The 19,759-nt window shown below is 68.9% G+C and carries 23 protein-coding genes, 1 tRNA gene and 1 riboswitch; of the genes, 19 read left to right on the top strand and 5 right to left on the bottom strand.

All coding sequences use genetic code 11. The features are described from left to right. Positions 1-40 precede the first annotated feature (40 nt). From G335_RS0107400 to cobJ, 12 genes are read left to right on the top strand one after another with little or no spacing between them, the layout of a single operon-like run. Entirely contained in the window at positions 41-484 is a 444-nt protein-coding gene (locus tag G335_RS0107400) for a MotA/TolQ/ExbB proton channel family protein (protein ID WP_012982206.1), read from the top strand. Further along, complete coding sequence (locus G335_RS0107395; RefSeq protein WP_018176347.1) at positions 481-771, top strand: DUF2149 domain-containing protein; 291 nt, start codon at positions 481-483, stop codon at positions 769-771. Before G335_RS0107400 ends, G335_RS0107395 begins: the two co-directional genes overlap by 4 nt. Before the next feature lie 59 nt (positions 772-830). Further along, complete coding sequence (cobO, locus tag G335_RS0107390) at positions 831-1,445, top strand: cob(I)yrinic acid a,c-diamide adenosyltransferase (protein WP_018169472.1); 615 nt, start codon at positions 831-833, stop codon at positions 1,443-1,445. Next, positions 1,442-2,734, top strand: coding sequence for a cobyrinate a,c-diamide synthase (locus tag G335_RS0107385; protein WP_018176346.1), 1,293 nt, complete (start codon positions 1,442-1,444; stop codon positions 2,732-2,734). The genes cobO and G335_RS0107385 overlap by 4 nt, the downstream gene beginning before the upstream one ends. Then, on the top strand, positions 2,731-3,585 hold the full coding sequence (gene cobA, locus G335_RS0107380; protein ID WP_018176345.1) for a uroporphyrinogen-III C-methyltransferase: 855 nt from the start codon (positions 2,731-2,733) through the stop codon (positions 3,583-3,585). Before G335_RS0107385 ends, cobA begins: the two co-directional genes overlap by 4 nt. Positions 3,586-3,607: 22 nt before the next feature. Further along, positions 3,608-4,717 (top strand): cobalt-precorrin-5B (C(1))-methyltransferase, encoded by a 1,110-nt coding sequence (locus tag G335_RS0107375; RefSeq protein WP_018176344.1) that lies wholly within the window; start codon positions 3,608-3,610, stop codon positions 4,715-4,717. Next, positions 4,714-5,658 (top strand): ABC transporter ATP-binding protein, encoded by a 945-nt coding sequence (locus G335_RS0107370; RefSeq protein ID WP_018176343.1) that lies wholly within the window; start codon positions 4,714-4,716, stop codon positions 5,656-5,658. The genes G335_RS0107375 and G335_RS0107370 overlap by 4 nt, the downstream gene beginning before the upstream one ends. Beyond that, positions 5,655-6,428 carry an ABC transporter permease gene (locus tag G335_RS0107365; protein WP_018176342.1) on the top strand — a complete coding sequence of 258 codons (774 nt, stop codon included), beginning with the start codon at positions 5,655-5,657 and terminating at the stop codon, positions 6,426-6,428. The genes G335_RS0107370 and G335_RS0107365 overlap by 4 nt, the downstream gene beginning before the upstream one ends. 19 nt (positions 6,429-6,447) lie before the next feature. After that, complete coding sequence (gene cobG, locus G335_RS0107360) at positions 6,448-7,842, top strand: precorrin-3B synthase (protein ID WP_018176341.1); 1,395 nt, start codon at positions 6,448-6,450, stop codon at positions 7,840-7,842. Continuing rightward, positions 7,839-8,492 carry a precorrin-8X methylmutase gene (locus G335_RS0107355; RefSeq protein WP_018176340.1) on the top strand — a complete coding sequence of 218 codons (654 nt, stop codon included), beginning with the start codon at positions 7,839-7,841 and terminating at the stop codon, positions 8,490-8,492. Before cobG ends, G335_RS0107355 begins: the two co-directional genes overlap by 4 nt. Next, positions 8,489-9,244, top strand: a complete 756-nt coding sequence (locus G335_RS0107350; protein ID WP_018176339.1) for a precorrin-2 C(20)-methyltransferase — start codon at positions 8,489-8,491, stop codon at positions 9,242-9,244. The genes G335_RS0107355 and G335_RS0107350 overlap by 4 nt, the downstream gene beginning before the upstream one ends. Further along, positions 9,241-10,026: a precorrin-3B C(17)-methyltransferase gene (gene cobJ, locus G335_RS0107345; RefSeq protein WP_018176338.1), complete on the top strand. Its 786-nt coding sequence runs from the start codon at positions 9,241-9,243 to the stop codon at positions 10,024-10,026. The genes G335_RS0107350 and cobJ overlap by 4 nt, the downstream gene beginning before the upstream one ends. 13 nt (positions 10,027-10,039) lie before the next feature. Here the strand turns inward: cobJ and G335_RS0107340 are convergent, their stop codons facing one another. After that, entirely contained in the window at positions 10,040-10,840 is an 801-nt protein-coding gene (locus G335_RS0107340; protein ID WP_018176337.1) for a cobalt-precorrin-6A reductase, read from the bottom strand. A gap of 4 nt (positions 10,841-10,844) precedes the next feature. On the opposite strand from G335_RS0107340, the gene G335_RS0107335 reads away from it, so the two are divergent. The 3 genes from G335_RS0107335 to cobM are packed head-to-tail and all read left to right on the top strand — an operon-like array spanning position 10,845 to position 13,335. Further along, a complete protein-coding gene (locus G335_RS0107335) occupies positions 10,845-12,089 on the top strand; it encodes a bifunctional cobalt-precorrin-7 (C(5))-methyltransferase/cobalt-precorrin-6B (C(15))-methyltransferase (protein WP_026304784.1) in 1,245 nt (414 codons plus the stop codon). A gap of 29 nt (positions 12,090-12,118) precedes the next feature. Then, positions 12,119-12,574, top strand: coding sequence for a cobalamin biosynthesis protein (locus G335_RS0107330; RefSeq protein ID WP_018176335.1), 456 nt, complete (start codon positions 12,119-12,121; stop codon positions 12,572-12,574). Beyond that, a complete protein-coding gene (gene cobM / locus G335_RS0107325) occupies positions 12,571-13,335 on the top strand; it encodes a precorrin-4 C(11)-methyltransferase (protein ID WP_018169485.1) in 765 nt (254 codons plus the stop codon). Before G335_RS0107330 ends, cobM begins: the two co-directional genes overlap by 4 nt. Before the next feature lie 289 nt (positions 13,336-13,624). Here the strand turns inward: cobM and G335_RS0107320 are convergent, their stop codons facing one another. Beyond that, positions 13,625-14,188 carry a cytochrome c gene (locus tag G335_RS0107320; RefSeq protein WP_018176334.1) on the bottom strand — a complete coding sequence of 188 codons (564 nt, stop codon included), beginning with the start codon at positions 14,186-14,188 and terminating at the stop codon, positions 13,625-13,627. Between the two features lie 34 nt (positions 14,189-14,222). After that, positions 14,223-15,338, bottom strand: a complete 1,116-nt coding sequence (locus G335_RS0107315; protein WP_018176333.1) for a porin — start codon at positions 15,336-15,338, stop codon at positions 14,223-14,225. Positions 15,339-15,518: 180 nt separating this feature from the next. Beyond that, positions 15,519-15,754, bottom strand: a riboswitch (cobalamin riboswitch). Positions 15,755-15,965: 211 nt separating this feature from the next. On the opposite strand from G335_RS0107315, the gene G335_RS0107305 reads away from it, so the two are divergent. Then, positions 15,966-16,946: a cytochrome-c peroxidase gene (locus tag G335_RS0107305; RefSeq protein WP_026304782.1), complete on the top strand. Its 981-nt coding sequence runs from the start codon at positions 15,966-15,968 to the stop codon at positions 16,944-16,946. A 64-nt stretch (positions 16,947-17,010) separates the two neighbouring features. Here G335_RS0107305 and G335_RS0107300 read toward each other — a convergent pair whose 3' ends face one another. Continuing rightward, on the bottom strand, positions 17,011-17,460 hold the full coding sequence (locus tag G335_RS0107300; RefSeq protein WP_018176330.1) for a DUF4399 domain-containing protein: 450 nt from the start codon (positions 17,458-17,460) through the stop codon (positions 17,011-17,013). Positions 17,461-17,603: 143 nt separating this feature from the next. On the opposite strand from G335_RS0107300, the gene gltX reads away from it, so the two are divergent. The 3 genes from gltX to G335_RS0107285 all read left to right on the top strand — a co-directional run bounded on the left by gltX (position 17,604) and on the right by G335_RS0107285 (position 19,377). Continuing rightward, positions 17,604-19,010: a glutamate--tRNA ligase gene (gltX, locus tag G335_RS0107295; protein ID WP_018176329.1), complete on the top strand. Its 1,407-nt coding sequence runs from the start codon at positions 17,604-17,606 to the stop codon at positions 19,008-19,010. Between the two features lie 42 nt (positions 19,011-19,052). Continuing rightward, positions 19,053-19,128, top strand: a tRNA-Ala gene (locus G335_RS0107290). A gap of 24 nt (positions 19,129-19,152) precedes the next feature. Next, positions 19,153-19,377, top strand: a complete 225-nt coding sequence (locus G335_RS0107285) for a hypothetical protein (protein ID WP_019568239.1) — start codon at positions 19,153-19,155, stop codon at positions 19,375-19,377. Positions 19,378-19,443: 66 nt separating this feature from the next. Here G335_RS0107285 and G335_RS14260 read toward each other — a convergent pair. After that, positions 19,444-19,759 (bottom strand): hypothetical protein (locus G335_RS14260; RefSeq protein ID WP_196802248.1); only part of this gene is annotated, 316 nt, incomplete at its 5' end.

Below are 19,759 nucleotides of genomic sequence, written 5' to 3'. Positions count from 1 at the left end.
CCGTACGAATGGCTGAACAAAGGTTAATGAGGTAACGCGAATGTCGTTCTCGATCACGATGGAACTGATGGACACCGTGGTGCGCTGGCTGCTGGAGCCGGTGATCGTCGGCCTGCTGGTGCTGGTCGCGGTCGCCGTCTGGGAGCTCGGGCTGGCACTGGGTGAACGCTCCGGTGGGGTACGCCGTCTGGAATTGAGCGGCGATGCCGAACGCCTCGCTTACCGTGCCCGGCGGCGCATCGACCGCGCCGATCTGCTGGCGCGCATCGGCCCGATGCTCGGGCTGATGGGGACGTTGATCCCGCTGGGTCCGGGGCTGGCCGCGATGGGCCGGGGCGAACTGGAAATCCTCGCCCAGGCCGTTACGGTGGCTTTCAATACCACGGTGCTGGGGCTGCTGGTCGGCATTCTCGGCTTCCTGCTCGGGCGCCTGCGTCGCCGCTGGTATGACGCGGCGATGGAGCGTATGGAGGCGGCGGCATGAGGGTCCCGCACTACCGCGCCTCGCGCTTCGACGCGCCCGACGAGGAGCCGATGGGCCCGCTGGCCAATCTGGCCGACATCATGCTGGTGTTTGCCGTCGGCCTGATGGTGGTGATGGCCGCATCGGGCGGCGGGTTGGAGCCGGCCAGTGGCGGCGCCGAGATCGAGCCCGGGCGCGAGATCCCGGACCCACCCGAAGGGGCCGGCGAGGCCGGCTCGGGCTACGAATCCATGGGGCAGGTCTACCGTGACCCGGAGACCGGACGGATGATCCTGATCGGCGAATAGCCACTCTAGGCGCCGTCCGAATGCCCGTATGACGCAACGAATCAAGGAGTAACAGAACGATGAGCGAAGACACCGAAGCGGCTCGCGCCGAACGCCACGCCCAGCGCATGGCACGCAAGAAGGAGGTCGTGGACCGCAAGATCGCCGAGGCCCAGGAGGAGAAGGGGGTGTTCCTGATCCTGACCGGCAACGGCAAGGGCAAGAGCTCCTCCGGCTTCGGCATGGTCGCCCGTGCCCTGGGGCACGGCATGCAGGTGGGCATCGTCCAGTTCATCAAGGGGCAGTTCGCCACCGGCGAGGAGGCCTTCTTCCGCGGTCAGGACAACGTGCAGTACCACGTGATGGGCGAGGGCTACACCTGGGAGACCCAGGACCGCGAGAAGGATGTCGAGGCCGCCCGCGATGCCTGGGCGCATGCCCGCGACATGCTGCGGGACCCGAACGTCGATCTGGTGCTGCTCGACGAGCTGCACATCGCGCTGAAATACCAGTACCTCGACGTGGCCGAGGTCCTCGAAGAACTGGCCAACCGCCCGCCGATGCAGCACGTGATCACCACCGGCCGCGCCGCGCCCAAGGCGATGATCGAGGCGGCCGATACCGTCAGCGAGATCGGTGTGGTCAAGCACGCCTTCCAGGCCGGCATCAAGGCGCAAAAGGGGATCGAGCTGTGAGCGTGAGCTGTCCCGCCGCGTTCGTGGCGGCCCCGGCCTCGGGCCAGGGCAAGACCACGATCACCGCCGCCATCGCCCGCTACCACCGCAACCAGGGCCGGCGCGTGCGCGTGTTCAAGACCGGCCCCGACTTCCTCGACCCGATGATCCTGGAGCAGGCCTCCGGCCACCCGGTGGATGCGCTGCATCTGTGGATGGTGGGCGAGGCCGCCTGCCGGGCGATGTTGTACGAGGCGGCACAGACGTCCGACCTGATCCTGGTGGAGGGATCGATGGGGCTGTTCGACGGGGATCCCTCCGGCGCGGATCTGGCCCAGGCCTTCGGGTTGCCGATCCTGGCGATCCTGGATGCCAGCGGTATGGGGCAGACCTTCGGGGCGCTGGTGCACGGCTTGTCGACCTATCGCCCGGGCTTGTCATTCGCCGGCGTGATCGCCAACCGGGTGGGCAGCCCGGGGCATGCCCGGATGCTGGAGGACTGCACCCCGGACGCAATCCGCTTCTTCGGCGCCGTGCAGCGCAACGAGACGCTGAGTGTCCCGGATCGTCACCTGGGCCTGGTCCAGGCGGGCGAGATCGCCGACCTGGATGCGCGGCTGGAGGCCGCCGCGGCCGCGATCGAAGAGGCCGGCGTGACGGGCCTCCCGGAGCCCGTGACCTTTCATCCGGAAGCGATCGCGCCGATCACGGCGACCCTGTCCGGCGTACGCGTCGCGATTGCACGGGATGCGGCCTTCGCGTTCATGTATCCGGCCAATCTGCGTCTGCTGGAGAAGATGGGCGCCGAACTGCGGTTCTTTTCCCCGCTTGCCGGGGATGGGCTGCCGGAGGCCGATGCCGTCTGGCTCCCGGGCGGCTACCCCGAGTTGTATCTGGATCAACTGGCCGCCAATACCGCTCTGAAGTCGGACCTGGAGGCCCACCATGCGGCCGGTCGCCCGATCCTGGCGGAGTGCGGGGGCTTCCTCTATCTGCTGGATGAACTGGCCGACCGCGAGGGCCACACCGCGGCCATGGCCGGACTGGTGCCGGGCAAGGCCCAGCTGGCGGACCGCTTGCAGGGCCTGGGTCTCCAGGCGGCCCCGCTGCCGGAGGGCGAGTTGCGTGGACACACCTTCCACCACACCCGCTCCGAGGTCGGCCTGGAACCCTACGGCCATTGCTGGCGGGCCCGCGGGACGGGGTCGCAGGGGGAGGCGATCTATCGCGATGGTCGCCTGAGCGCGACCTATCTGCACGCCTGGTTCCCGTCCAACCCCGAGGCCACGGCGCAGCTGTTTCGGCCATGAGTGATGCGCAGCGGGATAATGTGACGCGGATCGGACCGGGGGCACGCGCCGGGGCCAGCATCCGGCTGGGCGGCGAGCGGCGGGCCGGCTGCGTGGATCTGGTCGGCGCGGGTCCGGGCGATCCGGGGCTGCTGACACTGGACGCGGTAGCCGCGATGCAGCACGCCGACATCCTGCTGCACGACCGCCTGATCCCGGATGCGATCCTGGATCTGACGAACCCGGAGGCGCAGCGGCTGTACGTGGGCAAGGCACGCTCACGGCACAGCTGCGATCAGGGGGACCTGAACGAGCGCATGATCGCGTTGGCGCGGGAGGGGCACTACGTGGTGCGCCTGAAGGGTGGGGACCCGTTCGTCTATGGTCGCGGCGGCGAGGAGGCGGCGGCGATCGCCGCGGCCGGGATCCCGGTCCGCATCGTGCCGGGGATCACCGCGGCGGGTGGCTGCGCGGCGTATGCCGGGATCCCGTTGACCCATCGCGATCATGCCTATCGCTGCCAGTTCGTGACCGCCCATCGCCGCGCCGGCGAGACCGATCTGGACTGGGCCTCGCTGGTCCATCCGCAGCAGACCCTGGTCGTCTACATGGGGCTGCACACCCTGGCCGAGGTCTGCGGCGAGATGATGGCGGCGGGCGCGGATGGCGCGATGCCGGCCGCGTTGGTGGAGCAGGGCACGCGCCCGACGCAGCGCGTCATCGAGGGCACGCTGGCGGACCTTCCCGCGCGGGTTGCGGATCTGGCCATCCAGTCGCCCGCGTTGCTGATCGTGGGCGAGGTGGTGCGCCTGCGCGAGACGATTGCCACGCCGGGCTTCGAGCCCGGGCCGGGGACGCATGAAGTCGGCTGATCGCTACAGTGCGGAGGGCGGCATGCGCCCGGAGACGTGCGAGACAACCGGGCGCCTGCGCACCGGCCTGACCACCGGCGTCTGCGCGACCGTGGCCGCCGTGGCCGGCGCACGCTGGCTGCTGGAGGGGCGGCGGCTCGAGACGGTTGAGGTCACCCTGCCGAGGGGGCAGGTCGTGCGCCTGGCGTTGAACGATCTGGAGCCCACCCCGGGTGGCGCGGTCGCCGGGGTCATCAAGGATGCCGGCGATGACCCGGATGCCACCCACGGGGCTCGGGTCTGGGTCGAGGTGACCCTGTGTGGTGCACCTGGCGTTGTGTTCATGGCGGGTGCCGGGGTCGGGACGGTCACGCGTCCGGGCCTGGTGTTGGCGCCGGGCGAGCCGGCGATCAACCCGGTCCCGCGACGCATGATGCAGGGGCATCTGGAGGCGCTTGCCGAGGCGACCGGTTACAGCGGGGGCTTCCGGGTCACGGTCGGGGTGGATGGGGGCGAAAGGATTGCCGAGCGGACCATGAACGCCCGCCTGGGCATCCTCGGCGGTCTCTCGATCCTGGGCACCACGGGGATCGTGCGCCCGTTTTCCTGCGCCGCCTATATCGCATCCATCCATCAGGCCATCGACGTGGCCCGCGCCAACGATTGTCCGCGCGTGGCCTGCTGTACCGGCGGCACCAGCGAGGCGGCGGTGCGTGAACGCTACGGCCTGGACGACATCGCGCTAATCGAGATGGGGGATCTGTTCGGGGCGGCGCTGAAGTACCTGCGGCGCCACCCCCTGCCCGCGGTGGTGCTGGCCGCGGGTTTCGGCAAGCTCAGCAAGTTCGCGGCCGGGCACCTGGATGCCCATAGCCGCAAGTCGCGCATCGATCTCGACGCCCTGGCGGAGGAAGCCGCGGATCTGGGCGCCAGCCCGGACCTGGTGGCGCGCATCCGCGCGGCCAACACCAGTGCCCAGGCCCTTGCGGATTGCCTGGAACAGGGCGTGGCGCTGGCCGACCGGATCAGCGCGCGCGCCTGGCAGCGAGCCCGCGGGATGTTGCCGGAGACCACGGCGCTGGAGGTCTGCGCGGTGGATCGGGCGGGGCGCATCGTCGGGTTTGCCGATGGCGCCAGGGGCCTTGCGCCATGACGGCCGCGGCGATCGCCCTGCAGTCGGTAGCCAAGCGCTACGCCGGTGGCCGGGTCGGGCTGGCGAACGTGGATCTGGAGGTGCCGGCGGGCAGCTTTTTCGGCCTGCTGGGTCCGAACGGGGCCGGCAAGACCACCCTGGTGGGGCTGTTGACCACGCTGGTGCGGGCGGATCGCGGTTCGATCCGGGTCTGCGGGCACGATGTGGCCACGCAGGCGGTGGCGGCGAAGGCGTGCATGGGCGTGGTGCCGCAGGAGGTGAATTTCAACAGCTTCGAGCCGGTGGGCGAGATCGTCGAGGCCCAGGCGGCCTACTACGGGCTGTCCCCGAGGCGGGCGCGCGAACGAACCGGCGAGGTGCTGCAACAGGCGGGTCTTCTGGACCGGCGCGAACAGTCGGCCTGGGGCCTGTCGGGCGGCATGAAGCGCCGGCTGATGATTGCCCGCGCCCTGGTACACCGCCCTCGCGTGCTGTTGCTGGACGAGCCGACGGCGGGGGTGGACCTGGAGGGGCGCCATGCAACCTGGGAGCTGCTGCGTGGCTTGAACGCGGATGGCGTGACCATCCTCCTGACCACCCACTATCTGGAGGAGGCCGAGAGCCTGTGCGACAGGCTGGCGATCCTGGATCAGGGCGAGATCGTCGCGCGCGGCGAGACCGGCGAGCTGCTGCACGGGCTGAACGTGCAGACGCTGGTGCTGGAATTGAATGCGCCTCTGGACGCGGCCCCGGTCCTGGAGGGGCTGGCGACCCGTCTGGTGGATGCCTGGACCCTGGAGATCGATCTCCCGCAGGGCATGGAGGTCAATGACCTGTTCGATCGCCTGGGCGGCAGCGGGGTCCGGGTCGCGGGACTGCGCAACAAGCGCAACCGGCTCGAGTCGCTATTCCTGCAGCGCATTGCGAAACGCGCGGACGCACTGCAAGGGGCCGGGGCATGAGACTCGCGGCCTACGCATTCGCCTATCGCGGGATGGTGGTCAAGCAGGTGCGCCGGTTCCTGCGGGCCTGGGTGCAGAACCTCCTGCCATCGGTGGTGACGACCGTCCTGTTTTTGGTGATCTTCGGTCATCTGATCGGGCGCGAGCTGGGCACCATGCGGGGGGTCGACTACGCCGATTTCATCCTGCCCGGCCTGATCATCCTGGCGGTTGCCACCAATGCCTACAGCAATGTGACGCTGGCGTTTTACGGCGCGCGCCTGCAGCGGCATATCGAGGAGCTGCTGGTCGCGCCGCTGCCCGCCTGGCTGATTGTGGCGGGCTTCGCCACCGGTGGCGTGATCCGCGGGCTGCTGGCCGGGGCGCTGGTGGCGCTGGTGGCGATCCCGTTTACCCATCTCCAGCTGCACCACCTGGCGGCCACGTTGGGGATCGCGGTGATCAGTGCCTTGCTGTTCGCGCTGGCCGGGCTCTTGAACGGCCTGTATGCGCGCAGCTTTGACCATACCTCCGTAGTGGCCACGTTCGTGCTGACCCCGCTGATCTACCTGGGAGGCCTGTTCTACCCGGTGGAACGGATGCCCGAGCCCTGGCAGTCGTTGGCGGTGCTGAACCCGCTGTATTACATGATCGAGGGCTTTCGCTACGGCCTGCTGGGGACCGGGTCCTTCGCCTGGGCCACGACCTTCTGGGTCCTCGTGGGGGCGACGCTCGTCGTCGGTGGGCTGGCCTGGGCCCTGGTGGCGCGCGGCGTGCGGATCCGGACATGAGCGCGGGCAGGGTGAAACCATGAGCGCCGATCGTCCGTGGGTGCGCCAGGCCTGTCCGGGGGTTGCCGCGCCGATGAGCACCGGGGACGGTCTGCTGATGCGGGTACGTCACCCGATTGGGGGGCTGGATGCGGAGCAGGCGCAGACCCTCGCGGAGGTGGCGCGGCGCTTTGGGTCCGGTGCTCTGGAGCTGACCAGCCGCGGCAATCTGCAGTTGCGCGGTCTGGACACGGCGGATCTGGAGCCGGCGCGTGCCGAGCTGGAGAACGCGGGTCTGGCCGATCGCGATCCCGCGATGGAGGCGGTGCGTAATGTCCTGGTGGCCCCGGTGACGGACATCGATCCGGAGGCGGCCATGGATGTACAGCCGGTCGCGCGGGCCCTCGCGCGGGCGCTTGTGCAGAACCCGCGTCTGCGGGCACTGCCGCCGAAGGTCGGGGTGCTGGTGGAGGCCGGCGGCGATTTGCCGCTGGATGGAGTGCCGGCGGACCTGCGGCTGGAGGCCTGTGCGGGGTTGGGAGGGGTGTGGTTTCGGGTGGCTGTAGGCGCGTCCAGTCGCACGGCCACGGTGCTTGGCTGGACGCGGCCGGAGAAGGTCGTGGACGTCGCCCTGGCGGTGCTCGAACGCTTCGTGGAATTGCGCGAAGGCGAGGTGGATCCGCCGGGGCGGGTGGCCGGCGCCGTGGCCCGGTTCGGCCCGAATGTGCTGACGCCGCCGGGGCTGGAGCGTGTGCTCCCGGGCGGGGACTGGGTCGCGGCCCGGATGCCCGGATGCGCGGATGCCGGGATGGGTACGTGCCTGAACGGGCGCGCCTTCGGGATCGCGTTTCCGTTCGGGGCCCTGCGCGCGGAGGCCCTGCAGGGGATGGCCGAACATATCCGGCCGCACGACGGACGCCTGCGGCTGACACCGTGGCGCAGCCTGCTCGTGACCGGGGCATCACCGGTGGAATCAGCCCGGGTCGCCGAGTGGGGCGGTGTGACCGACCCGAATGATTCTCGCCTGGCGGTGAGTGCCTGTATCGGGCAAGTGGGTTGCTCCGCGGGCAGTACGTACACGCGGGAGGATGCGGAGACGGCCGGGGCATCTGCCCGCGGGCTGCTTGCGGGTGGCGGGCATGTCCACGTCAGTGGCTGCGACAAGCACTGTGGGCGCCCCGCGAACGCACAGGTCCTGCTCACGGCGCGGGAAGGTCGCTACGACCTGTCGCTGCAACGCGCGCCCGCGCAGTGGGAGACCGTCCTGACGGGGCTGGGGCCGGGGCAGGTCGAACAAGCCCTTGCGGCCCTCGATACCCTCGCCCGTGAAGAACGTGGCGCGAATGAGTCGAGGGTCGAGGCCCTGCAACGGCTGGAGGCCACGGCATTGACCAGGCGTATGAACGCGAAGATGAACAACGGAGATTCAGCATGACGCAGAGCGATACGGCCGGGGCCGTACCCGACTATATCCGCGACGGGGCGGCCATCTACCGGGAGTCCTTTGCGATGATCCGGTCCGAGGCGGATCTCGACCGCTTTCCGGAGGACCTGGTGCCCCCGGTGGTGCGCATGATCCATGCCTGCGGCATGACCGATCTGCCGCGGGACGTCGGGTTTTCCGCCGGGGTGGCCCGGGCGGCCATGGATGCGCTGGCCGCCGGCGCGCCGATCCTGTGCGACAGCAACATGGTGGCGCACGGGGTCACGCGGGCCCGGCTTCCGGCGGACAACCGGGTGATCTGCAGCCTGCGGGAGGACGGGGTGGCGGCGGCCGCCGAGCGTCTGGGAACGACGCGTTCGGCCGCGGCGCTGGAATGGTGGCGACCGCATCTGGACGGCGCGGTCGTGGCCATTGGCAATGCACCCACGGCGCTGTTTCACCTGCTGGAAATGCTGCACCAGGGTGCGCCGCGGCCGGCCGCCGTGCTCGGTATACCAGTGGGATTTGTGGGTGCGGTGGAGAGCAAGGAGGCGCTGGCCAGCAGCCCGCTGAACCTCGATTACCTGACCATTTTCGGACGCCGGGGTGGCAGTGCCATGGCCGCGGCGGCCATCAACGCCTTTGCGAGTGACCGGATATGACGACATCCCCCAACCTGCAGGATTCCTCGGACGCCGGCTGTCTGTACGGCGTGGGCACCGGTCCCGGTGATCCCGAGCTGTTGACGCTGAAGGCCGCGCGGCTGATTGCGGAGAGCCCGGTGGTGGCCTATTTCTGTCGCCGGGGCGGCCGCGGCCAGGCGCGTGCCATCGTGGATGCCCATCTGGGTGCCGGGCAGCGCGAGATGCCGTTGGAGTATCCGGTGACCAACGAGATCCCGCATGGCTCCGACGAGTATCGCAGCCGCATCGAGCAGTTTTTCGACGCCGCCGCCGAGCAGCTGGCTGCCGAATTGGAGGCCGGGCGTTCGGTGGTGGTGCTGAACGAAGGGGACCCGTTCTTCTACGGCTCCTTCATGCACGTCTACCTGCGGCTGAAGGAGCGTTTCCCCACCCGCATCGTGCCCGGCGTGACCTCCATGATGGCCTCCGCCGCGCAGTTGCCCACGCCGTTGACCATGCGCGATGACCTGCTGACGGTGATCCCGGGCACCATGCCGATCGACGATCTGCGCCAGGCCCTGCAGGGGACCGATGCTGCGGTCATCATGAAGGTCGGAACCCATCGCGATGCGGTGGTCGGGGTCCTGCGGGAACTGGGGCTGGACGAGCGTGCCTGGTACGTGGAACGCGCGAGCACGCCGGAGGAGCGGGTCCTGCCGTTGGACGAGATCCCGGAGCAGGTGCCCTATTTCTCGATGATCGTGATTCCCGGGCGAGGGGTGCGGCGATGAGCGGGGATGACGGTCGGCCGCTCGGGCGGCTGAGTGTGCTCGGGGTGGGGCCGGCCGGGCCGGAATGGCTTACGCCGGAGGTTGCTGGTCGTCTTGAAGCGGCGACCGACCTGGTGGGGTACGGGCCGTACCTGGAACGCATTGCGGGCGCGCATCACCGTGTTCACGCCTCGGACAACCGCGAGGAGCTGGCGCGCGCGACGCACGCCCTGGACATGGCCGCCGAGGGGCGGGACGTGGCGGTGGTCTCGGGTGGCGATCCCGGTGTGTTCGCGATGGCGGCGGCCATTTTCGAGGCCCTGGAAGGGGCACCGGCGGGACGCTGGGAGGACGTCGAGGTGGACGTGGCCCCCGGGGTTTCGGCGATGCAGGCCGCGGCGGCGCGTCTGGGGGCGCCGCTGGGGAACGATTTCTGCGTGATCTCGCTGTCGGACAATCTCAAGCCCTGGTCGCTGATCCAGCGCCGGGTGCGGCTGGCGGCCGAGGCCGATTTTGCCATGGCCTTCTACAACCCGATCTCGCGCGCGCGACCCTGGCAGCTGGGCGAGGCACTGGGGATCGTGCGCGAGGTCCAGGGGCCGGACACCCTGGTGGTGCTGGCCACTGCGGTGGGCCGTGGCGAAAGCGAAGACGTGCAGATCTCCACCCTCGGCGAGGTGGACCCGACGGCGGCGAATATGAGCACGCTGGTGATCGTCGGCGCCACATCCACCCGCGTGTTGGAACGCCCTTCGGGCCGGCGGCACGTGTACACCCCGCGTTATGTCGAGGCGGCGCAATGAGCCGGGACCCGCTCTAGCCGTGGGTGTCCGGGAGCGCTTCCAGCCAGTCGAGTACCGCCTGCGGGGCGTGGAACCGTGGCACTCCGGGGGCGTCCGGCGGGCGCTCCACCATCACCACCGGGATGCCCCGTTCGCGGGCCGCTTGCAGCTTGGCGGCGGTGGCATCGCCGCCGCTGTCCTTGGTCACCAGAACGTCAATCGCGTGTTCCCGCAGCAGGCGCGCCTCGTCCTCGGCCGTGAATGGGCCCCGGGCATGGATCCAGGTGACTCGTGGCAGCGCCGGGGGCGGTTCGGGCGGGTCGATGGTGCGGATGACATAGTCCAGCTCGGGCGCGGCCTCGAAGGCCTCAAGGTGCTGGCGGCCGGTGGTCAGCAGCACGCGCCGGCCGAGTGCCGGCAGGGTGCGGCCGGCGGCCGCGAGATCGGACACGCGGATCCATCTGTCATCCGCTCCGGCCTCCCACGACGGTCGGGTCAGGCGCGCCAGCGGGATGCCGGTCTGGCGCGCAGCCGCGACGGCGTTGGCCGAGATCTGCCGCGCGAACGGGTGGGTTGCGTCCACCAGGGCGTCGACCGCGTGTTCGTGCAGCCAGCTGGCAAGGCCCTCGGCGCCGCCGAAACCGCCCGTGCGCCGTGGCAGCCGCGACGGGCCCGGTTTCCGGGTGCGCCCGGCCAGCGAGACGGTGGTCTGCAGCCGCGGGTGGCCGTCCAGCAGCGGCTCCAGGGCCGCGGCCTCGGTGGTGCCGCCCAGCAGGAGGACATGCCGCGGGCGCGGTGGCCGGGCGTCGTTGGAAAGGGGTGAACGGGAGGTCATGGAGATGCCAAGTGTAGCGACGCAGCCGGGCGGGACGCCATGGTTGCACATCGTCGGGGTCGGTGCGGACGGTCTGTCCGGACTGGCGCCGGAGGCCCGTGCGGCCGTGGCGCAGGCGACCACGGTGATCGGGGGTGCACGGCATCTGGAGATGTTGCCGGAGCAGCCAGGGCAGGAACGTCTGGTGTGGCCCTCGCCGCTGGAGACCGCCCTCGACTGGATCGAGGCGCGGGCGGGGCAGCCGCTGTGCGTGCTCGCCAGTGGCGACCCGTTCTGGTTCGGGGTGGGCGCGACGTTGATGCGGCGTTTCCCGGTGGCGGCCACCCGGGTGTTTCCGGCGCCCTCGGCATTCAGCCTGGCCGCCGCGCGGATGGGCTGGCCGTTACAGGAGACCCGCTGCCTGTCGGTCCACGGGCGCCCGCTGGAAGCGCTGCGCCCTTGGCTGCACGACGGCGCGCGGCTGCTGATCCTGAGCCGTGACGGCGAGACCCCCGGCGAGCTGGCCCATTGGCTCAATGACCTGGGTTTCGGGGCCTCGGCCCTGACGGTCCTGGAGCAGTTGGGCGGGGCCCGGGAGCGCATTGGCGCGACCACGGCGGCGGACTGGGGCGCTCGCGAGGTGGATCCGCTGAACACGATCGCGCTGGAATGTCGCGCCTCCCCGGTGGCCCCGACGGCCCCGGTGATCGCGGCCAGCGCCGGCCGACCGGAGGCGCAGTTCGAACAGGACGGGCAGATCACCAAGCGCGAGGTCCGTGCGGTGACACTGGCTCTGCTGGCGCCCGGGCGCGGCGAGTGCCTGTGGGACATCGGCGCCGGCTCCGGTTCCATCGGCATCGAGTGGATGCTGGCGGATCCGGCCAACCGCGCCCTGGCCATCGAGCCGCGCGCGGAGCGGCTGGAACGCATCGCGCGCAATGCGCGCGCCCTGGGTGTGCCGGCCCTGCAATGCATCCCCGGGCGCGCACCGGAGGCACTGGACGGCCTGGCGCCTCCTGACGCGATCTTCATCGGCGGCGGCCTGACGACCCCGGGGCTGGTGGAGCACTGTGTGGAGAGCCTCCGCCCGGGCGGGCGCCTGGTCGCGAACAGCGTGACGGTCGAGGGCGATGCGGTGCTGGCGGCGGCGCGCGAGCGCCATGGCGGCGAGCTGACGCGCATCAATGTGAGCCGTTCGGAACCGCTGGGTGCGATGTCGGGTTGGAAACCGCTGCGGCCGGTGACCCTGTGGTCCCTGCGCCGGAGTTGAGGGAAACACTGAACGGGGCGCTCGACCGGGTGATCCCCGGCGTCGGCTTCGCCTCCGCCTGCGCGGCCTGGGAGCTGGAGGGCCTGATCCGCGAGGTGCTGGCCGAGGCCCGCGCCGTGCTAAATGCAGCGCGCGTCGAGCCGATCGAGATCCGGCAGCTGGCGGCACCGGCGCACAAGAGCGACAGCCGCATGCTGGCGTCGGTGGCGCGGGAGCTGGAGCTGGAACTCGTATTTCCGTCTGCGTCTGCGCTGGTGGACTGCGACGAGGAAGTGCTTACGGAGTCGGCGCGGGCGCGTACAACCGCCGGGGTCGGGTCGGTGGCCGAGGCGGCGGCGCTGGCGGCGGCCGGCGAGGGCGCGCGTCTACTGCTGCCGCGGCGTCTGTCCGCGCGGGCCAGTTGCGCGGTGGCCCGGGTCGATACCCATCACGTATTCGCGGTGGCCCGGGTCGATACCCATCACGTATTCAAGGAGTCATCATGACGGTTCATTTTGTCGGGGCGGGCCCGGGCGCGGCGGATCTGCTGACGCTGCGCGGGCGGGATCGTATCGCGGCCTGTCCGGTATGCCTGTACGCGGGTTCGCTGGTGCCGGAGGCGGTGCTGGAGCATGCTCCGGAAGGCGCGCACATCGTGAATACCGCGCCGCTGACGCTGGACGCGATCATGGACGAGATCCAGCGCGCCCACGCGGCGGGTCAGGACGTGGCGCGACTGCACTCCGGGGACCTGTCGGTGTACAGCGCGCTGGGCGAGCAGATCCGCCGTCTGGAGGCGGCCGGGATCGATTACACGATTACCCCGGGGGTGCCGGCGTTCTCCGCTGCGGCCGCGACCCTGGGGCGCGAGCTGACCGTGCCGGAGGTGGCGCAGTCGGTGGTGCTGACGCGGACGCCGGGGCGGGCCTCGTCGATGCCGGAACGCGAACGGCTGGCGGCCTTCGCTGCGACCGGGGCAACCCTGGCGATCCACCTGTCCCTGCACAATATCGAGGCCGTGGTCGCGGACCTGCGTCCGCACTATGGCTGTGACTGTCCGGTGGCGATCGTCTTCCGTGCCAGCTGGCCGGACGAGACGGTGGTGCGGGGCTCGCTGGGCAATATCGTGGAGCGGGCAACGCAGCTGACCACGCGGCGCTCGGCGCTGATCCTGGTGGGGCCGGCGCTGGATCCGGGGGATTTCCGCGATAGTGCGCTGTACGACCCGGCGCATGTGCGGCGTTATCGCGGCATGGACAACGACTGATCGTCAGGCACCCAGTCAAGGGCCTGATTAGCACTGAAGCTCTGCAGAGGTTCCTTTCCCCCAGCGCAACCCGCAGCCCTGCAGGAGCGCGCTTGTGCGCGAATGCGGCGCTTGCCGAAGCCCGCCGCCGTGTTCGCGGGCAAGGCCGTTTCGGCATATGAAGCGCGCGGTGGATTCGTGCTAATCAGGATCAGGGAAGGGGCCGCCGGAAGATGGCGGCCCCGGCTGGCGGCAACGGGGCGTGCTCTGCCCCGGAAAAGGGGCTCGGGACGCCCCGTTTCCGCGTGGTTCAGCGGCGGCGGTAATTGTCGTGGCAGGCGAGGCAGTGGTGGCGCACGCTGTTCAGGGCCTTGGTGGCGCGCAGCTGGAAGGCCTCGTCCGCCAGGTCGTCGGCCGTCTCCACCTTCCGCTGCAGCCGTTCGGCGGCCTGGCGGTAGGACGCCTTGTACTCGGCGAAGTCTGGGTCCGCCCAGGCCGCGGGCAGGGCTCCTGGATCGCCGTCCCGCGCTGGTGTCTCGCGGTCGAACCAGGTTTCGATGTCGGCGGCCCGCCGTGCCAGCTCGTCGGCCAGATCGGGCAGACGCTCGGCGAACGGCGCGTCATAGCGCAGGATCTGCTCGATGCTGCGGTAGGTGGCCGAGGTGCCCCGCATGCTCTGCTGGCGGAAGCGCTGGAAGGCCTCGGTGGCGTCCACGCTGGCCGGGTCGTCCAGGGTTTCTTCGTAGCCTTCGCCCCAGGGGCCCGGCATCGGGACGGTGATCTCTTCGGCGCCCGTGGTCCCCGCCGATGCGAGCAGCAGGGCCAGCGGGAGGCCGGTCGTCAGCGACCGCCGGATGGATTTCGTTCGATTCATGGGGGCTCTCCCTGTTCGCGTCAGCCGTGGCGTGTCAGAAGCGGAACTGGTGCTGCAGGTGCAGTTCCCAGTCCGAGCGGTCGGCGTCGCGGTCCAGCCACATGAGCTGGGTCTTTTGCCGCTGGCCCCGGTGGTACCGGTTGAGCCCGGCGCCCCATTCGCGCTGCCAGCGCGCGTCGCCTTCCAGGTCGTCGCCGGCGTCGTGGCGCAGCACCGCGTGGCGCGCGGCCACTTCCAGCCCGTCCACCGGCAGCGACTGCGCGAGTTCGAGCTCGGCACCGAGGTCGTGATAGGACGACGCATGGTTCGGGGAGACGTCGCGGCGGAACGCGGCCAGCGAGAGCGAGGTGTGGCCGAACTTGATCACCGCGTCGGCGGTGGCGGTGACCCAGTCGGACCGCTGGCGGTCCACCGTATCTTCCAGTCCGCGGCTCCAGTCGCGCAGGTGGTTGCGGTCCGCTGCCTGAAGGCCGGCGCCCAGCGCCACGGTGCGCTCCACGGCGCGGCCGAGGGTAGTGTTGTCGCGCGGGATCTCGCCGACCGGTGCCCAGGCCCCGCGGGCACTGAACAGGTGGCCGGAGGTGGCGGGGCGGTCGTCACGCTGGTCCAGACGGCCACGGCCGTCGAACACCCCGGCGGCCCAGGCCCAGGCTTCGCCGTCACCGCCCAGTAGGGTCACGCCGGTATCGCGCCCGGCGGGGACCTCGAACTGGTTGCCCGGCACGCTGAGTTCGGTAAACAGGCGGTTGGGTCCGCCGATGTCGCGCGGCAGTCCGAAGGGTACGGTGAACTGGCCGAGGCGCAGGCCCAGATTGTCGCGGAACGCGTACTGCATCCAGATGTCGCGCATCGAGAGTTCGCCGCTGCTGAAATCCGGCTGCAGGCGAAAGCGAAGATCCGGGTGGAACAGAGTTCCCTGGGTGTCCAGCCAAGCGCGGCGGAAGTCGAACTCGCTAGTGGAACCGTCCGGGGCACGGGCGTAGCTGTAGCGGCCCTGGATCAGCGGATCCAGTGTCACCTGCAGGCCGTCTTCCGCGTCGCCGAACTCGAAGTTGGCCTGAGCCGGAGCGATGCTCGCGGCCGTCATCAGATACAGGGTGGCCAGGACCGGGATGGCATGTCGCACCGGTCGGAGATGGGTATCGTTCATTGTTGTGGTGCTCCCCTAAGGAAACACATGACCCATGTGCCCGTTCGCGCACATGGGTCATGTGTTTCCCTGGCGCGCGACCCCGCACGCCGTGGATGAAACGACGCCACAGGATGGGCTGGGAGCAGGGGAGGGCCGATCGATGAGCACGCCGGTCCTGGCCCGCCCGGCCGCCCACCGCGGCGTCGGTGTCCTCCAGGCCGGTCTCCGGACTCGCAGAGTGGATGCGCGCTGCATCCAGATGCGGATCGCCTTCCCGCGGGCATCCTGGGGATGCGCCGCAGTGGCATTGGATCCGCCCAACTCCGCCTACCGTTGCGGGGGCAGTGCCGGGCTTGCGAACGAGAGTTCGCGCACCGGCTTCCCGATTATCCCCGGCCAAAACAGGCCGGGGCACCTGAAGTCAAGGCGGACCCTACGGTGCCTCCGTTTGAGGGTCAAGGGCGCGTTGAGGCGGGATGGCGGGGGTATCCTTTGATCTGGATCAACGGAACGCTCGTTTTTGATCGCGTCCGGTTTTCCGCGTCGATAGGGTGGGTTTCATGGGATCTGGACCGAGTCTATATCGGTCCGCCCTGATGTTCCCCTTCAAGGAGACCTGCCATGAAGACACTTTCCGGATTCCGCATGACGGCGATCGCGGCCTGTGCGGCGATCGCGTTCGGGGCCTCGGCGCCTGCGCTGGCCGATACGGACTATTCGCAGTACCGCGACGTATTCGAGCCGCTGCCGGCGCTGCCGCCGATTCCGGCGGACAACTCGATGACGAAAGAGAAGATCGAGCTGGGCAAGATGCTGTTCTTCGAACCGCGCATCTCGAGCTCCGGCGTGATCTCCTGCGCTACTTGCCACAACCCGGCACTGGGCTGGGCGGATCGTATCCCGCGCGCGGTGGGCCACGATGGCCAGGTCGGCGAGCGCAACACCCCGACCGTGCTGAACTCCGGCTTCTTCACGGCGCAGTTCTGGGATGGCCGCGAGGATGACCTGGAAGGCCAGGCGCTGGGCCCGATCCAGGATGCGATCGAGATGGCGATGCCGCTGGAGGACGCGATTGAGCGTCTGGAAGAGTTCAACGAGTACCAGGAGAAGTTCCAGGCCGCGTATCCGGACTATGACGGCGACAACGTGATCAATGCCGATCACGTGGCCCACGCGCTCGCGACCTTCCAGCGCACGCTGAATACCCCGAACTCGCCGCTGGATCGCTGGCTGGTCGGGGACGAAGGGGCGATGAGCGAGCAGCAGATGCGCGGGATGAAGCTGTTTGCCGACAATGGCTGCGTGGCCTGCCACGCGGGCCCGGCACTGACCGACAGCAATTTCCATCGCATCCAGGTGCCGGGCTCGGAAGACGAGGGCCGGTATCTGGTGACCGGCGAGGAGAGTGATCGCTTCGCCTTCAAGACCCCGACGCTGCGCAACGTGGCGTTGACCTACCCCTACATGAACAACGGCGAGACCGCTACGCTGGACGAGGCGATCCGCATCATGGGGCAGGAGATGCTGGGCATGGAGTTCAGCGACGATGAAGTCGCGGATCTGGAGGCCTTCATGCACGCGCTGACCGGTGACATGCCGCAGTTCGAGATCCCGGCACTGCCGTAACCGACCGGTCGCCGCTGGCGATGACGAGCCCCCTCCGGTTTTGGAGGGGGCTTTTTTGTGCCGCCTATTCGACGGTGATGGTGATCTTGTCGGAGGTCACTGGCGGGTCGAAGCTGAGGTGGCGATAGTCCATGAAGAGCAATTGCAGGGTGTGAGTGCCCGGCTCCAGTTCGATCTCGCCTTCGGTCTGACCGCCTCCGAAGTGCCGCTTGTGGTCGGAGAAGGGAAGCGAGGTATCCAGGTCGACCTCGTCCAGCGGCTGGTTGACCAGCAGGTGATGATGCCCGGTGTTGTCGGCCTCGACACCGGCCGGCGCCACGCCCATGCCGCGCAGGCCCATCTGAATGGGCACGGGGCTCTCGACGGTGTCGCCGTCCTGCGGGCTGATGAAGTACACCTCGGCCCCTTCGGGCGCCGGAACGCGGTCCATGCTGGCGGCATTGCTTGCAGCCAGGGCGAATGCCCCAGTGACCAGGGCGATGGTCGCGAGGCGGGTGAGCGAAACGGATTTCATCACGACTCCTTCGGGCAATAGGGGCCCGTGTGCTTGCCTGTCTCGAGTATAGCCGGCGGAAACCGGGCTACCAGGTTATCGCCATGTAGCGTTCTGCTACCCTAGGCGCCTTTGCTCACTACCCGTAATCGAGTGTCCCGCGCATGAGTTTCCGTACCCGTTTTGCCCCCAGTCCCACCGGCTATCTGCACATTGGTGGTGCCCGAACCGCATTGTTCTCCTGGTTGTACACCCGCCATCACGGGGGCGACTTCGTGCTCCGTATCGAGGACACTGATCTGGAGCGAAGCACCGCCGAGTCGGTGAACGCGATCCTGGAGGGCATGAACTGGCTGGGTCTGACCTACGACCATGGCCCGTTCTATCAGACCGAGCGCTTCGACCGGTATCGCGAGGTGATCGATCAGCTGATGGCCGCCGGCCACGCCTATCGCTGTTACTGCTCGAAGGAAGAGCTGGACGCGATGCGTGAGGAGCAGAAGGCGCGCAAGGAAAAGCCGCGCTACGACGGCCGCTGCCGCGCGCGCACCGAGCCGCGCGAGGGCGTGGAGCCGGTCATCCGCTTTCGCACGCCGGACGAGGGCGTGACGGTCGTTGACGACATGGTGCGCGGCAAGGTCGCGTTCCAGAACCACGAGCTGGATGACCTCATCATCGCCCGCTCGGATGGTTCGCCGACCTACAACCTGACCGTGGTGGTCGACGACATGGACATGGGCATCACCCACGTGGTGCGCGGGGATGACCACCTGAACAACACGCCCCGCCAGATCAACATCCTCAAGGCGCTGGGCGTGGAGCCGCCGCGCTACGGGCATTTGCCGATGATCATGGGGCCCGATGGCGCCAAGTTGTCCAAACGCCACGGCGCGGTTTCGGTGATGCAGTATCGCGACGAAGGCTACCTGCCGGAGGCCCTGTTGAACTATCTGGTACGCCTGGGCTGGGCGCACGGTGACCAGGAGATCTTCGGGCTGGACGAACTGGTGCGCCTGTTCGATATCAAGGACGTGAACCAGTCGGCCTCGGCGATCAACCCGGACAAGCTCTTATGGCTGAACCAGCACTACATCAAGACGCTGGATCCGGACCACGTCGCGCTGGAACTGGGCTGGCACCTGGGACAGCTGGGGATCGATCCCTCCGAAGGGCCGGAGTTGCGCGAGGTGGTCATCGCGCAACGCGAACGGGCGCGTACCCTGCGCGAGATGGCCGAGAACAGTGTGTATTTCTATCGCGAGTTCGAGGACTACGACGAGAAGGCGGCGCGCAAGCAGCTGACCGCCGAGGCGCAGCCCGTGCTGCAAACCCTGCACGATGGCTTCAGCGCTCTCGGGGCGTGGGAGAAGGAGGCGCTGCACGAGGTGGTGGTGCACACCGGCGAGCGTCTGGAGCTCAAGCTCGGCAAGGTGGCGCAGCCCTTGCGTGTGGCCCTTACCGGCGGCACGGTGTCCCCGCCCATCGATGACACGTTGGTGCTCATTGGTCGCGAGCGCGTTCTGGCCCGTATCGACCGTGCGTTGCAGAAAATTTCCGCCGCAGCGGGTTGACACATTTGGGGGTGCTGGCTACAGTACGCGCTCGCCTGACACGGGGCCATAGCTCAGCTGGGAGAGCGCCTGCATGGCATGCAGGAGGTCGGCGGTTCGATCCCGCCTGGCTCCACCACTCAGGGGTACTGCGAGTTCATTAATGCATCGTTTTGGAGTCATATCGCTCTACGTTGGATTGGTGCTGGCAGTGATCGGATTGATCGGCGGATTCGGGCTGATGCTCACCGGGGAACAGACCTGGTCGAAGCCCCTCATCGCGCTGGTGCCGGTCGGGTTTTTGCTGGTGTTCAACGGTCTGGTGACGACGCTTCTGCATCGCGCACCAGGTAGCGAGGAAGACCGGCCCAAGGGCCCACCCGAGTAAGACGGAAGTAAGAAGAAGACGTTGCCTCTACGTCCCCATCGTCTAGAGGCCTAGGACACCGCCCTTTCACGGCGGCGACAACCCCTCGCGCCCCCGTGGGGACGCCACATTTAGCCGGTCGGCTGCGATGACGTAGCGGATCTGGCACTCCAGGGAGACCGGGTCAAGCTCGACCCGGTCGACCATTTCCCGTATTGCATGCTTCAAGTCTTGGCCTTCCAGCCGTGACAGCACTCCGTCCAGGAGCTGCTGCAGCTGGGCTTCGGTCATTTGGCGCGCGGCGGCCTGCTGCGCCTGTTCCCTTTCGTGTTCTGCAATGGTGTTGGCTACCTGCCTGCGCTCGCCTTCGAGTGTCTGCGTTTTGCGGTGGTATGGGGCGGGG

The organism is Thioalkalivibrio sp. AKL8 (genome assembly GCF_000380525.1).
GTDB lineage: Bacteria > Pseudomonadota > Gammaproteobacteria > Ectothiorhodospirales > Ectothiorhodospiraceae > Thioalkalivibrio > Thioalkalivibrio versutus.
Note: the sequence above shows the minus strand (reverse complement) of the source record. Positions and strands in the feature narration are given on the sequence as shown.

What these genes read in the sequence shown, in the direction of transcription:
- G335_RS0107400 (WP_012982206.1), top strand. Translation starts at nt 41, where the DNA reads ATGTCGTTCTCGATCACGATGGAACTGATGGACACCGTGGTGCGCTGG.
- G335_RS0107395 (WP_018176347.1), top strand. Translation starts at nt 481, where the DNA reads ATGAGGGTCCCGCACTACCGCGCCTCGCGCTTCGACGCGCCCGACGAG.
- cobO (WP_018169472.1), top strand. Translation starts at nt 831, where the DNA reads ATGAGCGAAGACACCGAAGCGGCTCGCGCCGAACGCCACGCCCAGCGC.
- cobA (WP_018176345.1), top strand. Translation starts at nt 2,731, where the DNA reads ATGAGTGATGCGCAGCGGGATAATGTGACGCGGATCGGACCGGGGGCA.
- G335_RS0107375 (WP_018176344.1), top strand. Translation starts at nt 3,608, where the DNA reads ATGCGCCCGGAGACGTGCGAGACAACCGGGCGCCTGCGCACCGGCCTG.
- G335_RS0107370 (WP_018176343.1), top strand. Translation starts at nt 4,714, where the DNA reads ATGACGGCCGCGGCGATCGCCCTGCAGTCGGTAGCCAAGCGCTACGCC.
- G335_RS0107365 (WP_018176342.1), top strand. Translation starts at nt 5,655, where the DNA reads ATGAGACTCGCGGCCTACGCATTCGCCTATCGCGGGATGGTGGTCAAG.
- cobG (WP_018176341.1), top strand. Translation starts at nt 6,448, where the DNA reads ATGAGCGCCGATCGTCCGTGGGTGCGCCAGGCCTGTCCGGGGGTTGCC.
- G335_RS0107355 (WP_018176340.1), top strand. Translation starts at nt 7,839, where the DNA reads ATGACGCAGAGCGATACGGCCGGGGCCGTACCCGACTATATCCGCGAC.
- G335_RS0107350 (WP_018176339.1), top strand. Translation starts at nt 8,489, where the DNA reads ATGACGACATCCCCCAACCTGCAGGATTCCTCGGACGCCGGCTGTCTG.
- cobJ (WP_018176338.1), top strand. Translation starts at nt 9,241, where the DNA reads ATGAGCGGGGATGACGGTCGGCCGCTCGGGCGGCTGAGTGTGCTCGGG.
- G335_RS0107340 (WP_018176337.1), bottom strand. Translation starts at nt 10,840, where the DNA reads ATGACCTCCCGTTCACCCCTTTCCAACGACGCCCGGCCACCGCGCCCG.
- G335_RS0107335 (WP_026304784.1), top strand. Translation starts at nt 10,845, where the DNA reads ATGCCAAGTGTAGCGACGCAGCCGGGCGGGACGCCATGGTTGCACATC.
- cobM (WP_018169485.1), top strand. Translation starts at nt 12,571, where the DNA reads ATGACGGTTCATTTTGTCGGGGCGGGCCCGGGCGCGGCGGATCTGCTG.
- G335_RS0107320 (WP_018176334.1), bottom strand. Translation starts at nt 14,188, where the DNA reads ATGAATCGAACGAAATCCATCCGGCGGTCGCTGACGACCGGCCTCCCG.
- G335_RS0107315 (WP_018176333.1), bottom strand. Translation starts at nt 15,338, where the DNA reads ATGAACGATACCCATCTCCGACCGGTGCGACATGCCATCCCGGTCCTG.
- G335_RS0107305 (WP_026304782.1), top strand. Translation starts at nt 15,966, where the DNA reads ATGACGGCGATCGCGGCCTGTGCGGCGATCGCGTTCGGGGCCTCGGCG.
- G335_RS0107300 (WP_018176330.1), bottom strand. Translation starts at nt 17,460, where the DNA reads ATGAAATCCGTTTCGCTCACCCGCCTCGCGACCATCGCCCTGGTCACT.
- gltX (WP_018176329.1), top strand. Translation starts at nt 17,604, where the DNA reads ATGAGTTTCCGTACCCGTTTTGCCCCCAGTCCCACCGGCTATCTGCAC.
- G335_RS0107285 (WP_019568239.1), top strand. Translation starts at nt 19,153, where the DNA reads ATGCATCGTTTTGGAGTCATATCGCTCTACGTTGGATTGGTGCTGGCA.